This window comes from Citrobacter sp. CtB7.12, from assembly GCF_001297795.1.
GTDB lineage: Bacteria > Pseudomonadota > Gammaproteobacteria > Enterobacterales > Enterobacteriaceae > Citrobacter_A > Citrobacter_A amalonaticus.
In genome coordinates, this window is the sequence record NZ_LIFT01000004.1 from 23,128 (window position 1) to 37,636 (window position 14,509).

The window sequence follows — 14,509 nt, forward strand, 5'->3', positions numbered from 1 at the left end:
ACTGAACGACCCGAAGTCTGACCCCGAAATTTCCGAATACGAAGGGATAAATCAAAATGTATCCGGAAGAATTTTTACGCTAACTTACTGAATTACTTAGCTACAGGAACCTATAAGGAAGCATAAAAAAAGAAAAGTGGTGCCCGGACTCGGAATCGAACCAAGGACACGGGGATTTTCAATCCCTGAGTCAAAGTTAATAGTTTGTAAACAGGCGTATTTGCATACTGTAAAGAGTGTGCAAAATGAAAATACTTCCCGTTATCTCTCCCAAAGGTGGAGAAGGCAAATCCACGTTTGCTGCTTACCTTGCCGGTTTTCTTGCCGATGCCGGCCTGAACACCCTTCTTGTGGATGCAGACTATTCCCAGCCCACAGCCAGCAGTATCTTCGCGCTGGAGCATGAATCACCTTTCGGTCTCTATGAATTGCTGATGCAGATGGTCAGTGACCATACGCAATGCATTTCGCAGACCGCCATAAAAAATCTCGATGTCATCTACTCTAACGACCCGGACGAACTGTTGCCGACCGCGATGCTCCACGCTGCAGACGGCCGTCTGCGCCTGCGTAACATACTTCAGCATTCTTTCTTTAACCGTTATGACGTCATTATTGTGGATTCGAAAGGCGCAACAGGCGTCATGACCGAGCTTTCCCTCCTTTCCTCTACCGGTAATGTGATGGGCGTTGTTAAACCCATCCTTCCGGATGTCCGTGAATTTATCCGCGGCTCCCTTCATATGCTTACCCGCCTGAAAACCTATGAAAATTACGGTATTCGCCTTCCTGATATTTCCATTCTCGTCAACTGTATCGAAAACACTCTGCTTGACCGTGAAGCAATGGACGGTCTTGCCGCCATCATTAACGAAAAACATTACGACGCCTCTGCGCTGGGCAACCGTGACGTTTATCGTTTACTCGATACCCGTATCGAGGCGCTGGATATTTTTAAACTGGGGCACGTCAAGCAGCAGCCCGTGCATCGTCTGGAATACAAAACACGCCGCAAAGGTCCGGCCGCAGCCGTCACCATGCACGACCTCGCGTCTGAACTGTTCCCCGAGTGGCAGAGCCATTTCAGTGACGTTCTGACCCGGGAGGTGCGTCATGTCTGAGATGATGATGCCCTGCTCTTATGAGGCTGAGCAGGCTGTACTGGGCGGACTGATGCTTGATAACGACCGGTGGGATGAGGTGACACTGCAAATCTCCCCGGAAGATTTGTTTTCCCGGCCGCACCGTATGGTCTTTCGCGTGATGGCCGAGCTGGCCGGAGAAGGGCTACCGCTCGATCTCATCACTATTACGGAACGGCTGGAGAACAGAGGCGACCTTGAACAGTGTGGCGGCTTTGCTTATCTGGCTGAAATGAGTAAAAACACGCCGTCTGCAGCCAATATCCTGGCTTACGCCGGGGTGGTGGCGGAGAAAAGCCGCCTGCGGCAGCTGATGACTGTGGGTAACAGTCTTCTTTCCGATGTGCAGGCCCCGAAAGCCAGCTCGGCGGGCATTCTTGAGTCGGCCGAAGGTAAGTTGTTTAACATTGCCGAACAGGGAGCCATGCAGCTCAACAGTGAGACCGGCGTTAACGAGGCGCTGGATAAACTGCTGACGCAGCTGGAAAGCATGTCCGCCAGTGACGGCCTCACCGGGACACCGACAGGGTTCAGTGAACTGGACGCGATGACCTGTGGTCTCCAGCCCGGCGATCTGGCCCTGCTGGCCGCCCGTCCTTCCATGGGGAAAACGTCGCTGGCCATGGCCGCCTGCACAGCGGCCGTGAGCGCAAAACCTGACGATAACGTCTTTGTGTTCAGTCTTGAAATGCCCTCAGAGCAGCTGATGATGCGCCTGCTGGCGATGGAAGGCCGGGTGGAACTGTCCCGGCTTCGCAGCGGCAACATGGATGATGAAGACTGGGCTCGCGTGTCCGAGGCAACCGGTCGCATTATTGAGTGGAAAAACCGTCTGATCATTGATGATACCAGTTACCAGACCCCGGCCACACTGCGCGCCCGCGCCCGACGCTATGTCCGCAAATACGGCAGACCCTCTCTCATCATGCTGGACTATCTGCAGCTTGTCCGCTCCCCCGAGCAGGAAAACCGCACGCAGGAAATAGCGGAAATTTCCCGCTCGCTTAAGGCGCTCGGTAAAGAGCTGGGCTGTCCGGTACTGGCGCTTTCCCAGCTCAACCGCCTGGTGGAGCAGCGGGCCGATAAACGCCCCAATAATGGTGACCTGCGTGACTCCGGTGCGCTGGAGCAGGATGCGGACCTCATCATGTTTATTTACCGGGATGAGGTTTATAACCCCGGCACCCCTGATGCCGGGGTGGCTGAGATCATTGTCGGCAAGCAGCGGCAGGGGCCAACCGGCACGGTAAAAGTCAAATTTGACGGGCGTTACACCCTCTTTTCGGAGTTTCAGGAAGGCAGCTATGACTTCGGTTACCGCAGCGGGAGGAAACAGGCATGAGCCGTAAAAGTTCTAATGTGGGGGCTGCCATGCTGCAGCCCGGACGCCAGTCGCAGGCGGCCGGCAATATCAGCGTCATGCCGGCGGCTGAAATGCCCATGGTCCTGACGCTCGACCAGTTAAGCCCGAATCCTGATAATCCGCGAACATCACGCAATCCGCGTTATGACGATATCAAGGCTTCCATCCGTTCGCGCGGGCTGGACACCGTGCCCAAAGTCACCCGTGACCCGGATGGTGAGCCCGATATGTACATCTTCAGCGACGGGGGTAATACACGTTATCAGATCCTGTCAGAACTGTGGCAGGAAACCGGAGAAGACCGGTTTTTCCGCGTCCATGTGTTGTTCAAGCCGTGGCCGGGACGGCTGCAGTGTGTTATTGGCCATCTGGCAGAGAATGAAGTGCGCGGGGAGCTGAGTTTTATTGAAAAAGCGCAGGGGATCCACAAAGCCCGCTCTATATATGAAGAGCAGATGGGAAAGACGGTTTCGTTGCGTCAGTTGTCAGAGCTACTGACCCATGAAGGTTTGCCAGTCCATTACTCAACAGTCAGCCGTATGGAAGATGCGCTGAAATATCTTTATCCGTGGATCCCAGACCTGCTTGAGTCCGGGCTTGGCAGGCCACAAATAACGTCACTGCTGGCGCTCCGGCATGATGCGGAACGCGTGTGGGATGAATTTTGCCTGATTTCAGACACAGGCGACAAATCCTTCAGCGACGTTTTTGGCCAGTGTTGTGGCCGTTTCAACTCCCCGGAACTGTGGTCTCTGGAGATGTTTCGCGATGAATTTATTGGTGATTTACTGCAGGCGTTACCCCATCCGGAACTGGACTATGACCGCTGGATGATGGAACTCGATCCTAAAGAACGCAACCGCAGACATCACTTTGGCGAGCCGGAGACGGTTGCCTTTCCCGCCGCAAACAAGCCTGTTAATGCTGATCACGCCCTGCATACCACAGGCTCAGATGAGAGTGAAGGCGTCCCGCTACCTGTCTCCAGTTCACGTCCTGAGGTCTCAGGAGGGGCTGTAACGCCCGTTCCGGGTAATGCGTCTTCTCCTTCTGAAACACCGATTAATGAGCCCCCCCGGCATGAGGTTCAGCCAGATATGTACGGTGCCGCGCCGGTTATTTCAGGTGAGAGCGGGGATGTTAGCGGGCTGGTTACCCTCTCCAATGGGTACGGAGAAGAGAATGGCGGAGAAGAGGACAATGGGGAGGATGGCCTGCTTTCTCTTTTAACACCAGAACCTGAAGTTGTCCTGCAGGATGACGCGCCGGTGAGTAATGACAGCATCTGGCATGTGCCGGCCCATCAGGACGATATCGAACACCTGCAGAATACCGCTTTTCGTCTGGCATGGGAGCTGGGTGAGGTCCTTGGCTGCGAAGATGAAATTCTTCCTCAACGCGACAAGGACACGTCTGCCGGTTACGTCGGGGCAGGTGAGGTGTGTTCTGAAGCCGCCGCATTTCTGCTGGGCCTGACCGGCGAAGCGCCTGTGCTGCATCCGGCGGCAGGGGTGTGTGGTCTGCCGGAGCTTTTCACCGGTGGCCCGGGTGAGGGGGAAGCACCTGTCCTGACAGATGAAGATGCTCTGAAACTGCTCCGCCTGATGCGCGTTATGCGCCGTCTCCGGGAGCTGCAACGCGGTCTGACGTACGGGGAGGATAATAGTGATGAGTAACTCACAGCGACAGTTGCGACTGCTGAATCTTGTCAGGAAACTGCTGAAGCTGGGCCGCAGCAACAGTAATGCCCATGAGGCAGGACTGGCTCTGCAGCGTGCCCAGAAGCTGATGGCCAGATACGGTATCAGCGAGCTTGACGCCGGCCTTACATCCGTGCGCGAAGCGTCTTCCCGCACGGCCCCTTCGGATGCTGAAAAAGTTCCGGAATGGATGGTGACCCTTGTCCGGGGCGTCTGTCATGCCTTTGGCTGCCAGGCTTATTACTCATGGCGTCAGACCTCTGCCGGGTATCGCCGTTCGGTAACCTTTTACGGATTCAGTGAAAAACCTGAGATAGCAGCCTATGCCTTTGATGTGCTGACGCGCCAGCTGAAAGATGCCACAAATTCTTATCTCAAAACCCAGAGTAAGCGGCTGAAACTGGCCACACGCCGGGCGAGAGCGGAGCAGTTCCGTGACGGCTGGGTATGTGGGGTGCGTGAGGTGATATCGGCAACTGACATCAGCAGCGAGGAGCAGCAGGTGATGAGCCACTGGCTGGAAAGCCGCAGTATGAAAACAGTCACAACCCGTGAACTGAAAGCCTGCCGCGGGGCGGATACAGCACGTTATCAGGGGTATGAAGCCGGACAAAATGCCCGTCTTCATCAGGGTGTCAGCGGCCGGGGTCCGGCAGCCATTGGTTACCGTCAGGATTAAGGGGGAATGATGAACAGTTTATCTCAGGCTGCAAACGGATTATTGATGCAGCTGGTTATGGATCTCAGAAGTGGCTATCTGCGCCGCTGCGAATCGCTGGGACTGAACCGCGAGGAAATGCAGATGCTGCAGGGGCTCTCGCTCGAAGAGCTTCACTACCTTTCCGGCAGTGAGGTGTCGATCATCAGTGTAGGCATCAATCACGGCAATCTGGTGCGCATGCTGCAGCAGGCCCGGACTGAACAGAAACGACTCCAGCGTATCGATCGGGCGCTGGCGCTGGGCGGCTCCATTGAACTGATGGCTAATTACTTCGGGCTCTCCAGTACGGACGTGGCGGCCCGCCGTCGTATTGCCGGTATCGATGTCCGGCCGGGGCGCGGTAACGCACTGGGTGATGAGGAAAACGCCGCCCTGTGGCGTCAGTGGCAAAAGTCCGGCGTTGAAGATGCGGAAAGTGCTGACGGGCTGGACGTGATGATGCTGGCTGCAGAACAGATGAACGTCTCGCTGACGTCGGTCTGGCATGCGGTCCGTGGCTGGCACAAGACCCGGCAGCCTTCTCCGGCACGAACGCCGGTAAGGAAGACGGCATGAAATACAGGATGGTTGCGCCGGGCCTGCGGGCTCCCCATGGTACGCCGCCGCAATGCTGTCAGAAGGCGTTACGTCAGGTTCGCCGTTTCCGGCAGGGGGCGCGTAATTACACCCGGCTCGATGAGAAAGGCTGCGGTTACTACAAAATCGATCTCGGCCCGTTCTGGCGTCTGCTGAGTCGCAACGAAGGCCGGACATGGCTTCTTCTCAGCCACGAACGCTATAACAGCGCCATACGGAAATAGCAGCATGACAGCCTGTTTACCCTGCACCCGTACGCGGGTGCAGTACTAAGCATACTGACAGTTCAGAACGGCCGTGATGGCGGCCGAAAAGGAAAAATAATGAGTCTGCCTGCAGAAAGCCTGATTGCTTATACGCTGGATAAAATGAATGCCCGCCTTGCGGCCAGTCCCCGGCGGGATGATGGCAGGATACGTAACGGCCTGCTGTTTACCGGAAATGTGCATGATTCCATTCCCCGCCGGCTGTTGCTCGACACGCGGTTGTCACCACTGGACAAGATGGGCTGGATGATGATCCGGCTGTATGCACAAAATAATGAGGGGGCGGTTTTCCCCAGCTATGACGAACTGCAGCTGCAGCTTGCCTCACCCGGAAAGGGGAAAGCCTCAAGGGAAACGGTAAGCCGCGTCCTGCTTATGCTGCGAATAACCGGCTGGCTCAGCCTCTGTAAACGCGTGCGGGATGATAAAGGGCGGGTGCGGGGGAATATCTATGCTCAGCACGATGAGCCCCTGACGTTCAGCGATGCGGAAATGCTCGACCCCCGCTTCCTTGATACGGTAGCGGATGCCTGCCTGAGTAAAAACCGGACTATCAGCCAGACCGCCCGCGAAGTGCTCGACGATATAAAAAACGACCCCACCATGCGCCATTATCGCAGCCATCTTGCGCTGATCGAATCGCGTCTGGACCGCCCACAGACGCCCAGCCAGATGGCGAAACATCATCACCGAATACCCTGTCCCGCACCGGGTTCGGAAACCGAACTCAGTCATAAACGGCCAGGAATCGTCGCTAAAAAACAGGGTTCGGATACCGAACTCAGCCCAGAAAGATACAACAATTCACTGAGTTCGGAATCCGTACTGCCAGTAAAAACAGGCAGTTATGGCCGGGTTCGGAAACCGAACCATTACGTACGTAGTATCACACACAGTGTGAATAAAAATACGTACGTACCGGGTAAACCTGTGCTTCCCGACAGTCTGCATGAACTTGTTCCGGCAGAAGATATTGCCATGCTGACCGCACAGCTGCAGGCGTTGCCTGAGGAGCAGGCACAACTTGTGCTGCTCAGCCTGCAAAAGGTGATGGCACGCCAGCAGCTCAGCAACCCGGTAGGCTGGTTGCTGGCCGTGATGAAGAAGGCGCGTGAGGGCAGGTTATACGCGCCCCGTCAGGGTGGCGATATATCTGACAGTGTCGGGCAAAAAACAGTTCAGCGTCCCGAACAGCAACAATGGAAACCCGAACCACGCGCCTCTGCCCGCCCGGTATCGGAGGAAAATATCAGGGATCTGGTGAAGAAAATTCGGGAAAAAATCATAAATTCATGAGATTGCAGATTTTTACAGGCAGCGGCGCATGAAGTCTTGCACTTTTGTCAGCAAAAATGCTGGCTAAAAAGTGAGCGCTGTTGCCAGTGGCAACACTGACTAAAAAGTAAGCACTGTTGCCAGTGGCAACACTGGCTAAAAAGCGAGCACTGTTGCCAGTGGCAACAGTGGTTAAAAGCCAGGCAATATTTCTTCGCCATAAAAGAGATGAAGGTCCTGCAAATTTGTAATGGTGACGATCTGGTTTTAAGTTGTTCATATACCCCTCTCGCCCGGACTATCTCAAGCGTGTCAAAACTCATTACCCACTAAAGAGAGGCGTTAGACATGTCTGATGGTAAAACAAAGGGCGGAACAACCGCTTCACGAGCGGGGGCCCTACAGTCCTCTGTTAATATCCTGCTCCATACACATTATGCAATCCGGCTTTGGGAGGGCAGGAAACGTGATGCTCCGGACGAGACAGGGGTGAAAAAAAAGAGGCCTGAAATAATCAGCATGCCGCAAGCCATTGCGCGAGCTGGTAATGCTTCCCGAGACTCAGCGGCAGATAATCCCTATGCCGATATGGCTCTGGTACGGCTCGAAGAAGCCCTGCAACGAGCAACACTTAAAATTAATGAAAACGTCAGTTCACTGGATGCCATATTGTCAGCCGTACCCAAAGGGGTAACGCTCTCGGAAGTTGAATCAGCCGATCCGTTAAATGTCAGCGTTTTCAGCCGTTCACCGTTAGGATACCGGTGCGTATGGCTTCTGGTTGGATATGATCAGTTAGCAATGAAAGCTTTCCAGGCTTTTCATTACGGACTGATTTCGCGTTCGCAACGTGACACTATCCTGGACAATGGTGGCCATGCTGTTCGTCAGGTCTATGGCGTGATTCAGCCTTACCGAACACTTGCAGTGACTCGCCGTGATATTGCAGAAAAAACCACGCAAGGGCTTGTTGCCATTGAGCGAAATGGCGAACCTGATCCGAATGTGTTAAGCGGTAAAAAACGCTCTTCGTTCTCACCTCCGCTTAAAAACAACATAGCAGAGGAGGAATAATATGATTCGCCCTGTGTTCCTCCTCACCTCCTTCTTTTTACTGAGCGGATGCGCAACAACGGACTGGGCTGCGATTAATAAACAGGTCAGTGACACAGCCGCAAACCTGACAAAAACGTTGGGCGGCAACAGCAGCGGAGAAAGTGGCGGGATGCCGCTGATGAGTCCGGCGGGGCAACAGGCCATGAAGTCCGTCGATAAAACGTTCTCCGTGCCGGTCGATGTGGATACCGCGGCGGCCCGCCTGAAGCGCCATTACAAATTTATCTCCACGCAGGAGCTTGAGGCACTGCGGCAGGCCGCAAATGACGGGGACTGGAAAGCGGCGGCTGAAGATGATGCGCATCCCGTCTGGGACGCCATGCCGGGCAGCTACTACAAAATGGGCTCCGACTGGAACGAACGTGATCACCTGGATATCGAAATCGAGAAAAACGGGTCCGGCAGCAGGCTCTATGTTGTCTATCGCTCATCATCATCACAGCGTCTGGCCGGGTCCGGCGTCACGAAGCTGATGAATGATGTCCGCGCTGTTGCGGCGGGTGAAAAACGCTGATGCGGGAGGCAACACATGCAACTCTTTCTGTGTGAAAAACCATCACAGGCAAAGGATATTGCCCGCGTGCTGGGTATCAGCAAGCGTGAGCAGGGATTTATCAGCGGCGGTAACATCGTTGTGACCTGGGCGGTCGGCCATTTACTCGAAACTGCCAGCCCTGAAGCCTATGGTGAGCAGTATGGCAGGCCATGGCGTGCCGATGTCCTGCCTGTGCTGCCTGAGACCTGGGAAATGGTCGTCAAGGAGCAGACAAAATCGCAGTTCACTGTTATCAGTAAGCTGCTCAAAAAGGCCTCTGAGGTGGTCATCGCCACCGATGCCGACCGCGAGGGCGAGGTGATCGCGCGTGAGCTGCTGGAATACTGCCGCTACAGTGGCGCGGTACGCCGGCTCTGGTTGTCAGCCCTGGATGAGGCCAGTGTGAAGGAAGCACTGGGCAATATTCTTCCCGGAGAAAAAACAGCCCTGCTGTACGATGCCGGCAAGGGCCGGAGCCAGGCTGACTGGCTCATCGGTATGAACCTGACCCGCCTTTATACTCTCAAAGCCCGTGACTCAGGGGTGTCAGAAGTGCTGTCCGTCGGGCGGGTACAGACGCCGACGCTTGCCATGGTGGTTAACCGGGATAATGAAATCACGTCCTTCGTGCCAAAGCCCTGGTGGCAGGTACATGCGCTTATTGAAAAAGAGGGCGTCCGGTTCCGGGCTGGCTGGGTGCCCGTTGAGCAGTACTGTGACGAGGAAAAGCGTTGCATCAATCCTCAGGCAGCCCGGGCGGTGGGACAGCTTTGTCAGCAGCAGGGCAGGGCTACGGTACTGGAGGTGACCCAGAAGCGGGAGAAAACGGCTGCGCCGCTCTGTTTTGACCTGGGCACCCTTCAGCAGGTCTGTTCCCGAAAATTCGGCATGGGCGCAAATGATGTGCTCGCCATTGCTCAGGCACTTTACGAAACCCATAAAGCGACCACCTACCCCCGGACAGACTGCGGTTTCCTTCCAACTTCGATGCAGCAGGAAATACCCGACGTTCTGGCGGCAGTGGCAAAATCCGATCCCGCTGTGGCCCCGGTACTGAATCAGCTGGACAGGCAGTTTGTCTCGCGTGTCTGGAATGACAAGAAAATCACCGCGCACCATGCCATCATTCCCACCCGACAGGCATTTGATTTGTCGCGCCTCAGCGCCGATGAGCTGAAGGTCTACCATCTGATTCGCCAGCATTATTTCGCCCAGTTCCTTCCGCTGCAGGAATCTGACGTGACGGAGGCGTCTTTCAATATCGGTGGCCAGCTGTTCCGTACACGCGGGAAAGTCGGTGTGGTGACGGGCTGGAAGTCATTGTTTCAGGCTGAAAAAGATGACGATGAAGAGGACGTCGACGGTGACAGTATGGCGCTGCCGGCGCTGGCAAAAGGGGATGTTTGCGCTGTCACCGGTTCTGAGGTTAAGGATATGAAAACCAGTCCGCCCAAACCGTTCACGGAGGGGACGCTGATTGCTGCCATGAAGAACGCGGCCAGTTTCGTCAGTGACCCGAAGCTGAAGAAAGTGCTGCGTGATAACGCCGGTCTGGGCACAGAGGCGACGCGTGCGGCTGTGCTTGAAACCCTCTTCAAACGACACTATCTGGAGAAAAAAGGGAAGCACATCCACTCAACGCAGATGGCCCGGGAGCTGATTGCGGCCCTGCCGGAAACGCTGACGAGCCCGGGCATGACCGCATTATGGGAGCAGGCACTGGATGATATTTCGCAGGGGAAAATGTCGCTTGCGGTCTTTATGCAAAAGCAGCTGCAGTGGACCCGTCACCTTGTCGAAAAAGGCCGCCAGGACAGTGTGAAAATCACCGCTCCCGTCACGCCTCCCTGCCCGTTATGTAAAGGCCCCACACGTAAACGTAAAGGTAAAAATGGTGATTTCTGGGGGTGCATACGCTATCCGGACTGTGAGGGAATTATCAGTACAGGTAAGAAGAAAGCAGCGAAGCGTAAAAAAACATCGGTTAAGGCTAAAACAGAATAATCCGCGCAGTATTGAACTATTTCACTGTACAACCCCGGGGCGGGTTCTGCTATTGTTGCCAGGCTTTGATGCATAGGTGCCCCGCTGGCCACGGTGCTGTAAGGTAAACTTTAACGGGATTTACCCGCAGCAGGCCTGGCAGGAAGTTATTGCACACTAACTGACCTGTAAGACGCATGCACTCCGTGAAAACCGCGTCGGGATTATTCCCCGGAGACAGATGAGACGACCGCAGGTTAAGGCACTGACCCCAGGGCACCGGAAACGGTGCCCTTTTATTTTTACGGATCACGTTTTCCATTTTGACCGTTGACATTCCGGGAGGACGGTTTAATTATAAAAGTGCTAAACCGTCGTTCATACGACCACCAATGATTCAGTAGCCTGTGAGAATCGCCTTCGGGTGGCTACAGCGAAAGCTCCTGTAACCTGAAAGGGAGCAAACTTTGGTACATCTGCGCACCTTTGAAAGCAGATATCGCCTGTACAAGCGCATTACGACGCGGCGATGAAGGTTCCTTCAACATACCAGACTCTCAGGATTCAACCGATCCTGACCCCCGACGGGAAACCACTCCCGTCAGGGCAGATGGTTTCTCCGTCGTACCTATTTTTACCTCCATGGAGAAAACATCATGTCTGCAAACAACACTTCTGCATCTGCAAAATCTGAGTACTTCAACCTGACTATCAAAGGCATCGGGTATCTCAGCAACATTCGCCAGGTTAACCATCAGAATGGCTCGTTCCTCAGCTGCGTAATCAATGCACTGAGTGGTCCGACTGATAATCCGGCCTACGTCCGTTTTGACATTTCTGTCGCAGGTAAAGAGGCAACCAGCCTTATCGCCCGCTGCCAGAAAGCCGTCGATGAAGACAAGAAAGTCCTGTTGGGCTTTAACCTGAGTAACCCGTCCACGGACATATTTACGCTGAACAAAGGCGACCATGCCGGCGAACAGCGCGTCAGTCTGAAAGCCCGCCTGATAAAGGTGGACTGGATAAAAATAGGCCAGGAAATGGTTTACAAGACTGAAAAATCTGACTCCGTGCCGCCGCAGAATGGCTCTGCCGCACAACAAAACTACGCAGAAAACTCATTCTGATGCGCACCTGACACACCCCGTTCGCGGGGTGTTTCTTTTATTCCCTACAGGAGAAATGATTATGTCCTCACGCGGCGTTAACAAGGTTATCCTTGTCGGAAATCTCGGCCAGGATCCTGAAGTGCGTTATATTCCCAACGGCAGTGCAGTTGCCACCCTTTCTCTGGCCACGTCTGAGAGCTGGCGCGATAAGCAGTCCGGAGAACAGAAAGAAGTGACCGAATGGCACCGGGTGGTTATTTTCGGCAAGCTGGCAGAAATTGCGGGTGAATATCTGCGTAAAGGCTCCCAGGTTTATATCGAGGGCCAGCTGCGCACACGCAAATGGACCGATCAGGCCGGCCAGGATAAATACACCACAGAGGTGGTGGTCAATATTGGTGGCACCATGCAGATGCTTGGCGGCCGGCAGTCCGGCAGCGGTCAGAATACGTCTTCCCGGAATGACTGGGGCCAGCCTCATCAACCTTCCGGACCGACTCACAGTGGCCAGGCTTCCGGCAGCAGTGCCGGTGCGCCACCGATGGACTTCGATGACGATATACCGTTCATTGGATTCGGGTATGGAGTACCAAAATCGGCAATCCATGCACTCTGAACAGCCTTTATGGCAGTTGCTCTGAACTTACACATAATCCGGTCAGCATTTAAGGATAACTGACATGCCTGTTATACTGAGGATCAACGGTTTCCGGTTCTTTTTTTATTCTAATGAAGGTAACCCGCTCGAACCTGCACACATTCACGTAATGAAAGCAGGTAGTGAAGCCAAATTCTGATTAACGCCATCAGTGGCACTGGCCAGTAACGATGGGTTTAATTCACGGGTATTGAAAGAACTGACGGGGATCGTTGAAGATAACCAAGCATTGTTTCTGGAGGCCTGGAATGACTATTTCAGCTAAACGGGTCAGCTTCGATGAGGCCACGATGTGGGTTGAACTCAACGACGCCCGTACCATCGGTGTGCCGCTGGCATGGTTTCCACGCCTGTTGCATGCTTCAACTGAACAGCTTAACAGCTATGAACTGAGTCCCCGTGGTATTCACTGGGACGCGCTGGACGAAGACATTTCTGTTGCGGGTTTGCTTGAAGGCCGCGGCGATGTGACCCATCGTCCCCATAAAGTAGCCTGACAGCGCGCTATTAGTTAAAAACGCTGGCTTTTGCCGGCGTTTTTTTTCATCAACGGAAAATCAGTTGTTAATTGAGTGAAACCGGACCGATTCCGCACAGTGAGGGCTGTTTTATCACTGTACAGGAAAATTCCGGATGAAACGTAACACCTCTCACAACGTATTTTCACCAGGCAGGCTTGCCACTGTTCTTCCCCTGCTGCTCCTTGCGGGCTGTGTTTCCCAGCCGCAAAAGTTGCAACAGCGTGCGCCTGCCGACCCGACACCCGGCACCACCGTCACCCGCAACGTTCAGCCGGTCTCTCCGGACGAGTATGCGCGGACGCCGGAAGTGGTGCGCTACGATCGTTATCTGCTGGTCAGCACCGATCCGCAGGCGGCCCAGCGTGACCCTCTCTCGCAGATTATTGATATCCGTATCCCGTCATCCCTGCATCCTACCGTGGCGGATGCGCTGCGTTACGCCCTGCGCCAGTCCGGTTATTCCCTGTGCGCGACAGGCTCCGCCAACGGCGTGCTTTACCGCCAGGCATTGCCGGCGGTTCAGTACCAGCTGGGCCCGATGCGCCTGCGTACTGCCCTGCAGGTCCTGGCCGGTCCGGCCTGGCAGCTTGAGGTGGATGATGTACAGCGTGTGGTCTGCCACAGCCTGCGCGACGGCTACCAGCTGCCGGTCTCCCAGCTTCCGCCGCCGGTCAGCACCTGGTCCACGCCTGCGCCGTCAGCCGTGTCACAACCGGCCATCAGCGCCCCTCAGTCCGTCCCCGTTAAACCTGTCAGCGGAGGGTTTCTGAGAAAATGAGCGAACAGCAACCATTCCATACTGACCCCGCTCCGGCCCGTAAAAGATTCAGCTGGCGTCCCCGCCGCCGCCTCATCTGGGGCGCTGCCGGCGGCGTGGCGCTGGCCGGCATTCTGGCGCTGGGCTACACCGCCTTCAGTCTGGGCATATCGAACCTTGATGAGCGTCTTGCACGCCTTGAATCTCAGGGCAGTACAGCGGCCAATGTTGAGACAGTCGCGGCCCTGCAGTCAGATGTGGCCACGCTCAGAGCCGGTCTGCAGGACACCCGGAAAAAACTTGGTGAGATGCAGCAGGAGCTGAGCGCTGCTGCGAAACAGGCCGGCAGCGACGACGCCGTGCGTCAGTCATTGCGAGCTCTTCAGGACGCCCAGCAGGGGCTGGAAACCCGCCTGAGTGCGCTGACTGAGCAGCTGACAGCGCTGAAATCACAGCCGGCACCCGCACCCGCCGCACCTGTCGCCGCACCGGTCAAAAAAAACGCGCCTGCTGCAAAAAAGCCCCGTCCCGCTGACACACGTCGTGCTGCTCCGTCCCTTCGCGTGGCCCGCAATGCGCCTTTTGTGCTGACGGGCGTGGAGAAGCGGGGGGCAGAGTCCTGGGCTGCCATCGCGCCCCGGGGCTACAGCAGCCTGTCGCAGGTGGCCCTGGTCGGAGAGGGCGAAACCGTTGCCGGCTGGACGCTGGTCAGTGCCGGTTATGGTGAGGCGACGTTTCGGGTTAACGGCCGCCTGACCGTGCTCAGAGCAGAATAACGGAGCGAATG

General features: G+C 55.4%; 16 protein-coding genes and 1 pseudogene. 16 read left to right on the top strand and 1 reads right to left on the bottom strand.

The window, feature by feature from the left end:
* The first annotated feature begins 245 nt into the window (after positions 1-245).
* From AOY24_RS06785 to AOY24_RS06815, 7 genes are all read left to right on the top strand, one after another.
* Positions 246-1,121 carry a ParA family protein gene (locus tag AOY24_RS06785; RefSeq protein ID WP_032608269.1) on the top strand — a complete coding sequence of 292 codons (876 nt, stop codon included), beginning with the start codon at positions 246-248 and terminating at the stop codon, positions 1,119-1,121.
* Positions 1,114-2,484, top strand: coding sequence for an SPI-7-type island replicative DNA helicase (dnaB-PI, locus tag AOY24_RS06790; protein ID WP_054176373.1), 1,371 nt, complete (start codon positions 1,114-1,116; stop codon positions 2,482-2,484). The genes AOY24_RS06785 and dnaB-PI overlap by 8 nt, the downstream gene beginning before the upstream one ends.
* Positions 2,481-4,181, top strand: a complete 1,701-nt coding sequence (locus AOY24_RS06795; RefSeq protein WP_054176374.1) for a ParB family protein — start codon at positions 2,481-2,483, stop codon at positions 4,179-4,181. Before dnaB-PI ends, AOY24_RS06795 begins: the two co-directional genes overlap by 4 nt.
* Positions 4,174-4,884 (top strand): DUF2786 domain-containing protein, encoded by a 711-nt coding sequence (locus AOY24_RS06800; RefSeq protein WP_054176375.1) that lies wholly within the window; start codon positions 4,174-4,176, stop codon positions 4,882-4,884. The genes AOY24_RS06795 and AOY24_RS06800 overlap by 8 nt, the downstream gene beginning before the upstream one ends.
* 6 nt (positions 4,885-4,890) lie before the next feature.
* Positions 4,891-5,481, top strand: a complete 591-nt coding sequence (locus AOY24_RS06805) for a DUF2857 domain-containing protein (RefSeq protein ID WP_006777722.1) — start codon at positions 4,891-4,893, stop codon at positions 5,479-5,481.
* A complete protein-coding gene (locus tag AOY24_RS06810) occupies positions 5,478-5,726 on the top strand; it encodes a hypothetical protein (protein ID WP_004115572.1) in 249 nt (82 codons plus the stop codon). Before AOY24_RS06805 ends, AOY24_RS06810 begins: the two co-directional genes overlap by 4 nt.
* A gap of 99 nt (positions 5,727-5,825) precedes the next feature.
* Positions 5,826-7,064 (top strand): STY4528 family pathogenicity island replication protein, encoded by a 1,239-nt coding sequence (locus tag AOY24_RS06815; protein WP_054176376.1) that lies wholly within the window; start codon positions 5,826-5,828, stop codon positions 7,062-7,064.
* Here AOY24_RS06815 and AOY24_RS24815 read toward each other — a convergent pair.
* The gene (locus tag AOY24_RS24815) at positions 7,051-7,323 is read right to left on the bottom strand and encodes a hypothetical protein (protein WP_127341289.1); all 273 of its coding nucleotides are present in this window, start codon (positions 7,321-7,323) and stop codon (positions 7,051-7,053) included. The genes AOY24_RS06815 and AOY24_RS24815 overlap by 14 nt on opposite strands.
* A gap of 68 nt (positions 7,324-7,391) precedes the next feature.
* Between AOY24_RS24815 and AOY24_RS06820 the strand changes: the two genes are divergently transcribed.
* From AOY24_RS06820 to AOY24_RS06860, 9 genes and pseudogenes are all read left to right on the top strand, one after another.
* The gene (locus tag AOY24_RS06820) at positions 7,392-8,117 is read left to right on the top strand and encodes a PFL_4669 family integrating conjugative element protein (protein WP_054176377.1); all 726 of its coding nucleotides are present in this window, start codon (positions 7,392-7,394) and stop codon (positions 8,115-8,117) included.
* Position 8,118: 1 nt separating this feature from the next.
* Entirely contained in the window at positions 8,119-8,673 is a 555-nt protein-coding gene (locus tag AOY24_RS06825; protein ID WP_032608279.1) for a hypothetical protein, read from the top strand.
* Between the two features lie 15 nt (positions 8,674-8,688).
* Entirely contained in the window at positions 8,689-10,698 is a 2,010-nt protein-coding gene (locus tag AOY24_RS06830; protein WP_054176378.1) for a DNA topoisomerase III, read from the top strand.
* A 635-nt stretch (positions 10,699-11,333) separates the two neighbouring features.
* Positions 11,334-11,804 (top strand): STY4534 family ICE replication protein, encoded by a 471-nt coding sequence (locus AOY24_RS06835; protein ID WP_006785950.1) that lies wholly within the window; start codon positions 11,334-11,336, stop codon positions 11,802-11,804.
* Between the two features lie 61 nt (positions 11,805-11,865).
* Positions 11,866-12,402, top strand: coding sequence for a single-stranded DNA-binding protein (locus AOY24_RS06840; protein WP_029593101.1), 537 nt, complete (start codon positions 11,866-11,868; stop codon positions 12,400-12,402).
* Positions 12,403-12,466: 64 nt separating this feature from the next.
* A pseudogene (locus AOY24_RS06845) lies at positions 12,467-12,709 on the top strand (DUF4160 domain-containing protein).
* Positions 12,693-12,941 (top strand): DUF2442 domain-containing protein, encoded by a 249-nt coding sequence (locus AOY24_RS06850; protein ID WP_029593099.1) that lies wholly within the window; start codon positions 12,693-12,695, stop codon positions 12,939-12,941. The pseudogene AOY24_RS06845 and the gene AOY24_RS06850 overlap by 17 nt, the downstream one beginning before the upstream one ends.
* A 136-nt stretch (positions 12,942-13,077) precedes the next feature.
* Positions 13,078-13,743: a PilL N-terminal domain-containing protein gene (locus tag AOY24_RS06855; protein WP_054176379.1), complete on the top strand. Its 666-nt coding sequence runs from the start codon at positions 13,078-13,080 to the stop codon at positions 13,741-13,743.
* Positions 13,740-14,498: a hypothetical protein gene (locus AOY24_RS06860; protein WP_054176380.1), complete on the top strand. Its 759-nt coding sequence runs from the start codon at positions 13,740-13,742 to the stop codon at positions 14,496-14,498. Before AOY24_RS06855 ends, AOY24_RS06860 begins: the two co-directional genes overlap by 4 nt.
* The last annotated feature ends 11 nt before the right edge of the window (positions 14,499-14,509 follow it).

Excerpts from the sequence above, each read along its gene's own strand:
- AOY24_RS06785 (WP_032608269.1), top strand. The coding sequence starts at position 246 with ATGAAAATACTTCCCGTTATCTCTCCCAAAGGTGGAGAAGGCAAATCC.
- dnaB-PI (WP_054176373.1), top strand. The coding sequence starts at position 1,114 with ATGTCTGAGATGATGATGCCCTGCTCTTATGAGGCTGAGCAGGCTGTA.
- AOY24_RS06795 (WP_054176374.1), top strand. The coding sequence starts at position 2,481 with ATGAGCCGTAAAAGTTCTAATGTGGGGGCTGCCATGCTGCAGCCCGGA.
- AOY24_RS06800 (WP_054176375.1), top strand. The coding sequence starts at position 4,174 with ATGAGTAACTCACAGCGACAGTTGCGACTGCTGAATCTTGTCAGGAAA.
- AOY24_RS06805 (WP_006777722.1), top strand. The coding sequence starts at position 4,891 with ATGATGAACAGTTTATCTCAGGCTGCAAACGGATTATTGATGCAGCTG.
- AOY24_RS06810 (WP_004115572.1), top strand. The coding sequence starts at position 5,478 with ATGAAATACAGGATGGTTGCGCCGGGCCTGCGGGCTCCCCATGGTACG.
- AOY24_RS06815 (WP_054176376.1), top strand. The coding sequence starts at position 5,826 with ATGAGTCTGCCTGCAGAAAGCCTGATTGCTTATACGCTGGATAAAATG.
- AOY24_RS24815 (WP_127341289.1), bottom strand. The coding sequence starts at position 7,323 with ATGAACAACTTAAAACCAGATCGTCACCATTACAAATTTGCAGGACCT.
- AOY24_RS06820 (WP_054176377.1), top strand. The coding sequence starts at position 7,392 with ATGTCTGATGGTAAAACAAAGGGCGGAACAACCGCTTCACGAGCGGGG.
- AOY24_RS06825 (WP_032608279.1), top strand. The coding sequence starts at position 8,119 with ATGATTCGCCCTGTGTTCCTCCTCACCTCCTTCTTTTTACTGAGCGGA.
- AOY24_RS06830 (WP_054176378.1), top strand. The coding sequence starts at position 8,689 with ATGCAACTCTTTCTGTGTGAAAAACCATCACAGGCAAAGGATATTGCC.
- AOY24_RS06835 (WP_006785950.1), top strand. The coding sequence starts at position 11,334 with ATGTCTGCAAACAACACTTCTGCATCTGCAAAATCTGAGTACTTCAAC.
- AOY24_RS06840 (WP_029593101.1), top strand. The coding sequence starts at position 11,866 with ATGTCCTCACGCGGCGTTAACAAGGTTATCCTTGTCGGAAATCTCGGC.
- AOY24_RS06850 (WP_029593099.1), top strand. The coding sequence starts at position 12,693 with ATGACTATTTCAGCTAAACGGGTCAGCTTCGATGAGGCCACGATGTGG.
- AOY24_RS06855 (WP_054176379.1), top strand. The coding sequence starts at position 13,078 with ATGAAACGTAACACCTCTCACAACGTATTTTCACCAGGCAGGCTTGCC.
- AOY24_RS06860 (WP_054176380.1), top strand. The coding sequence starts at position 13,740 with ATGAGCGAACAGCAACCATTCCATACTGACCCCGCTCCGGCCCGTAAA.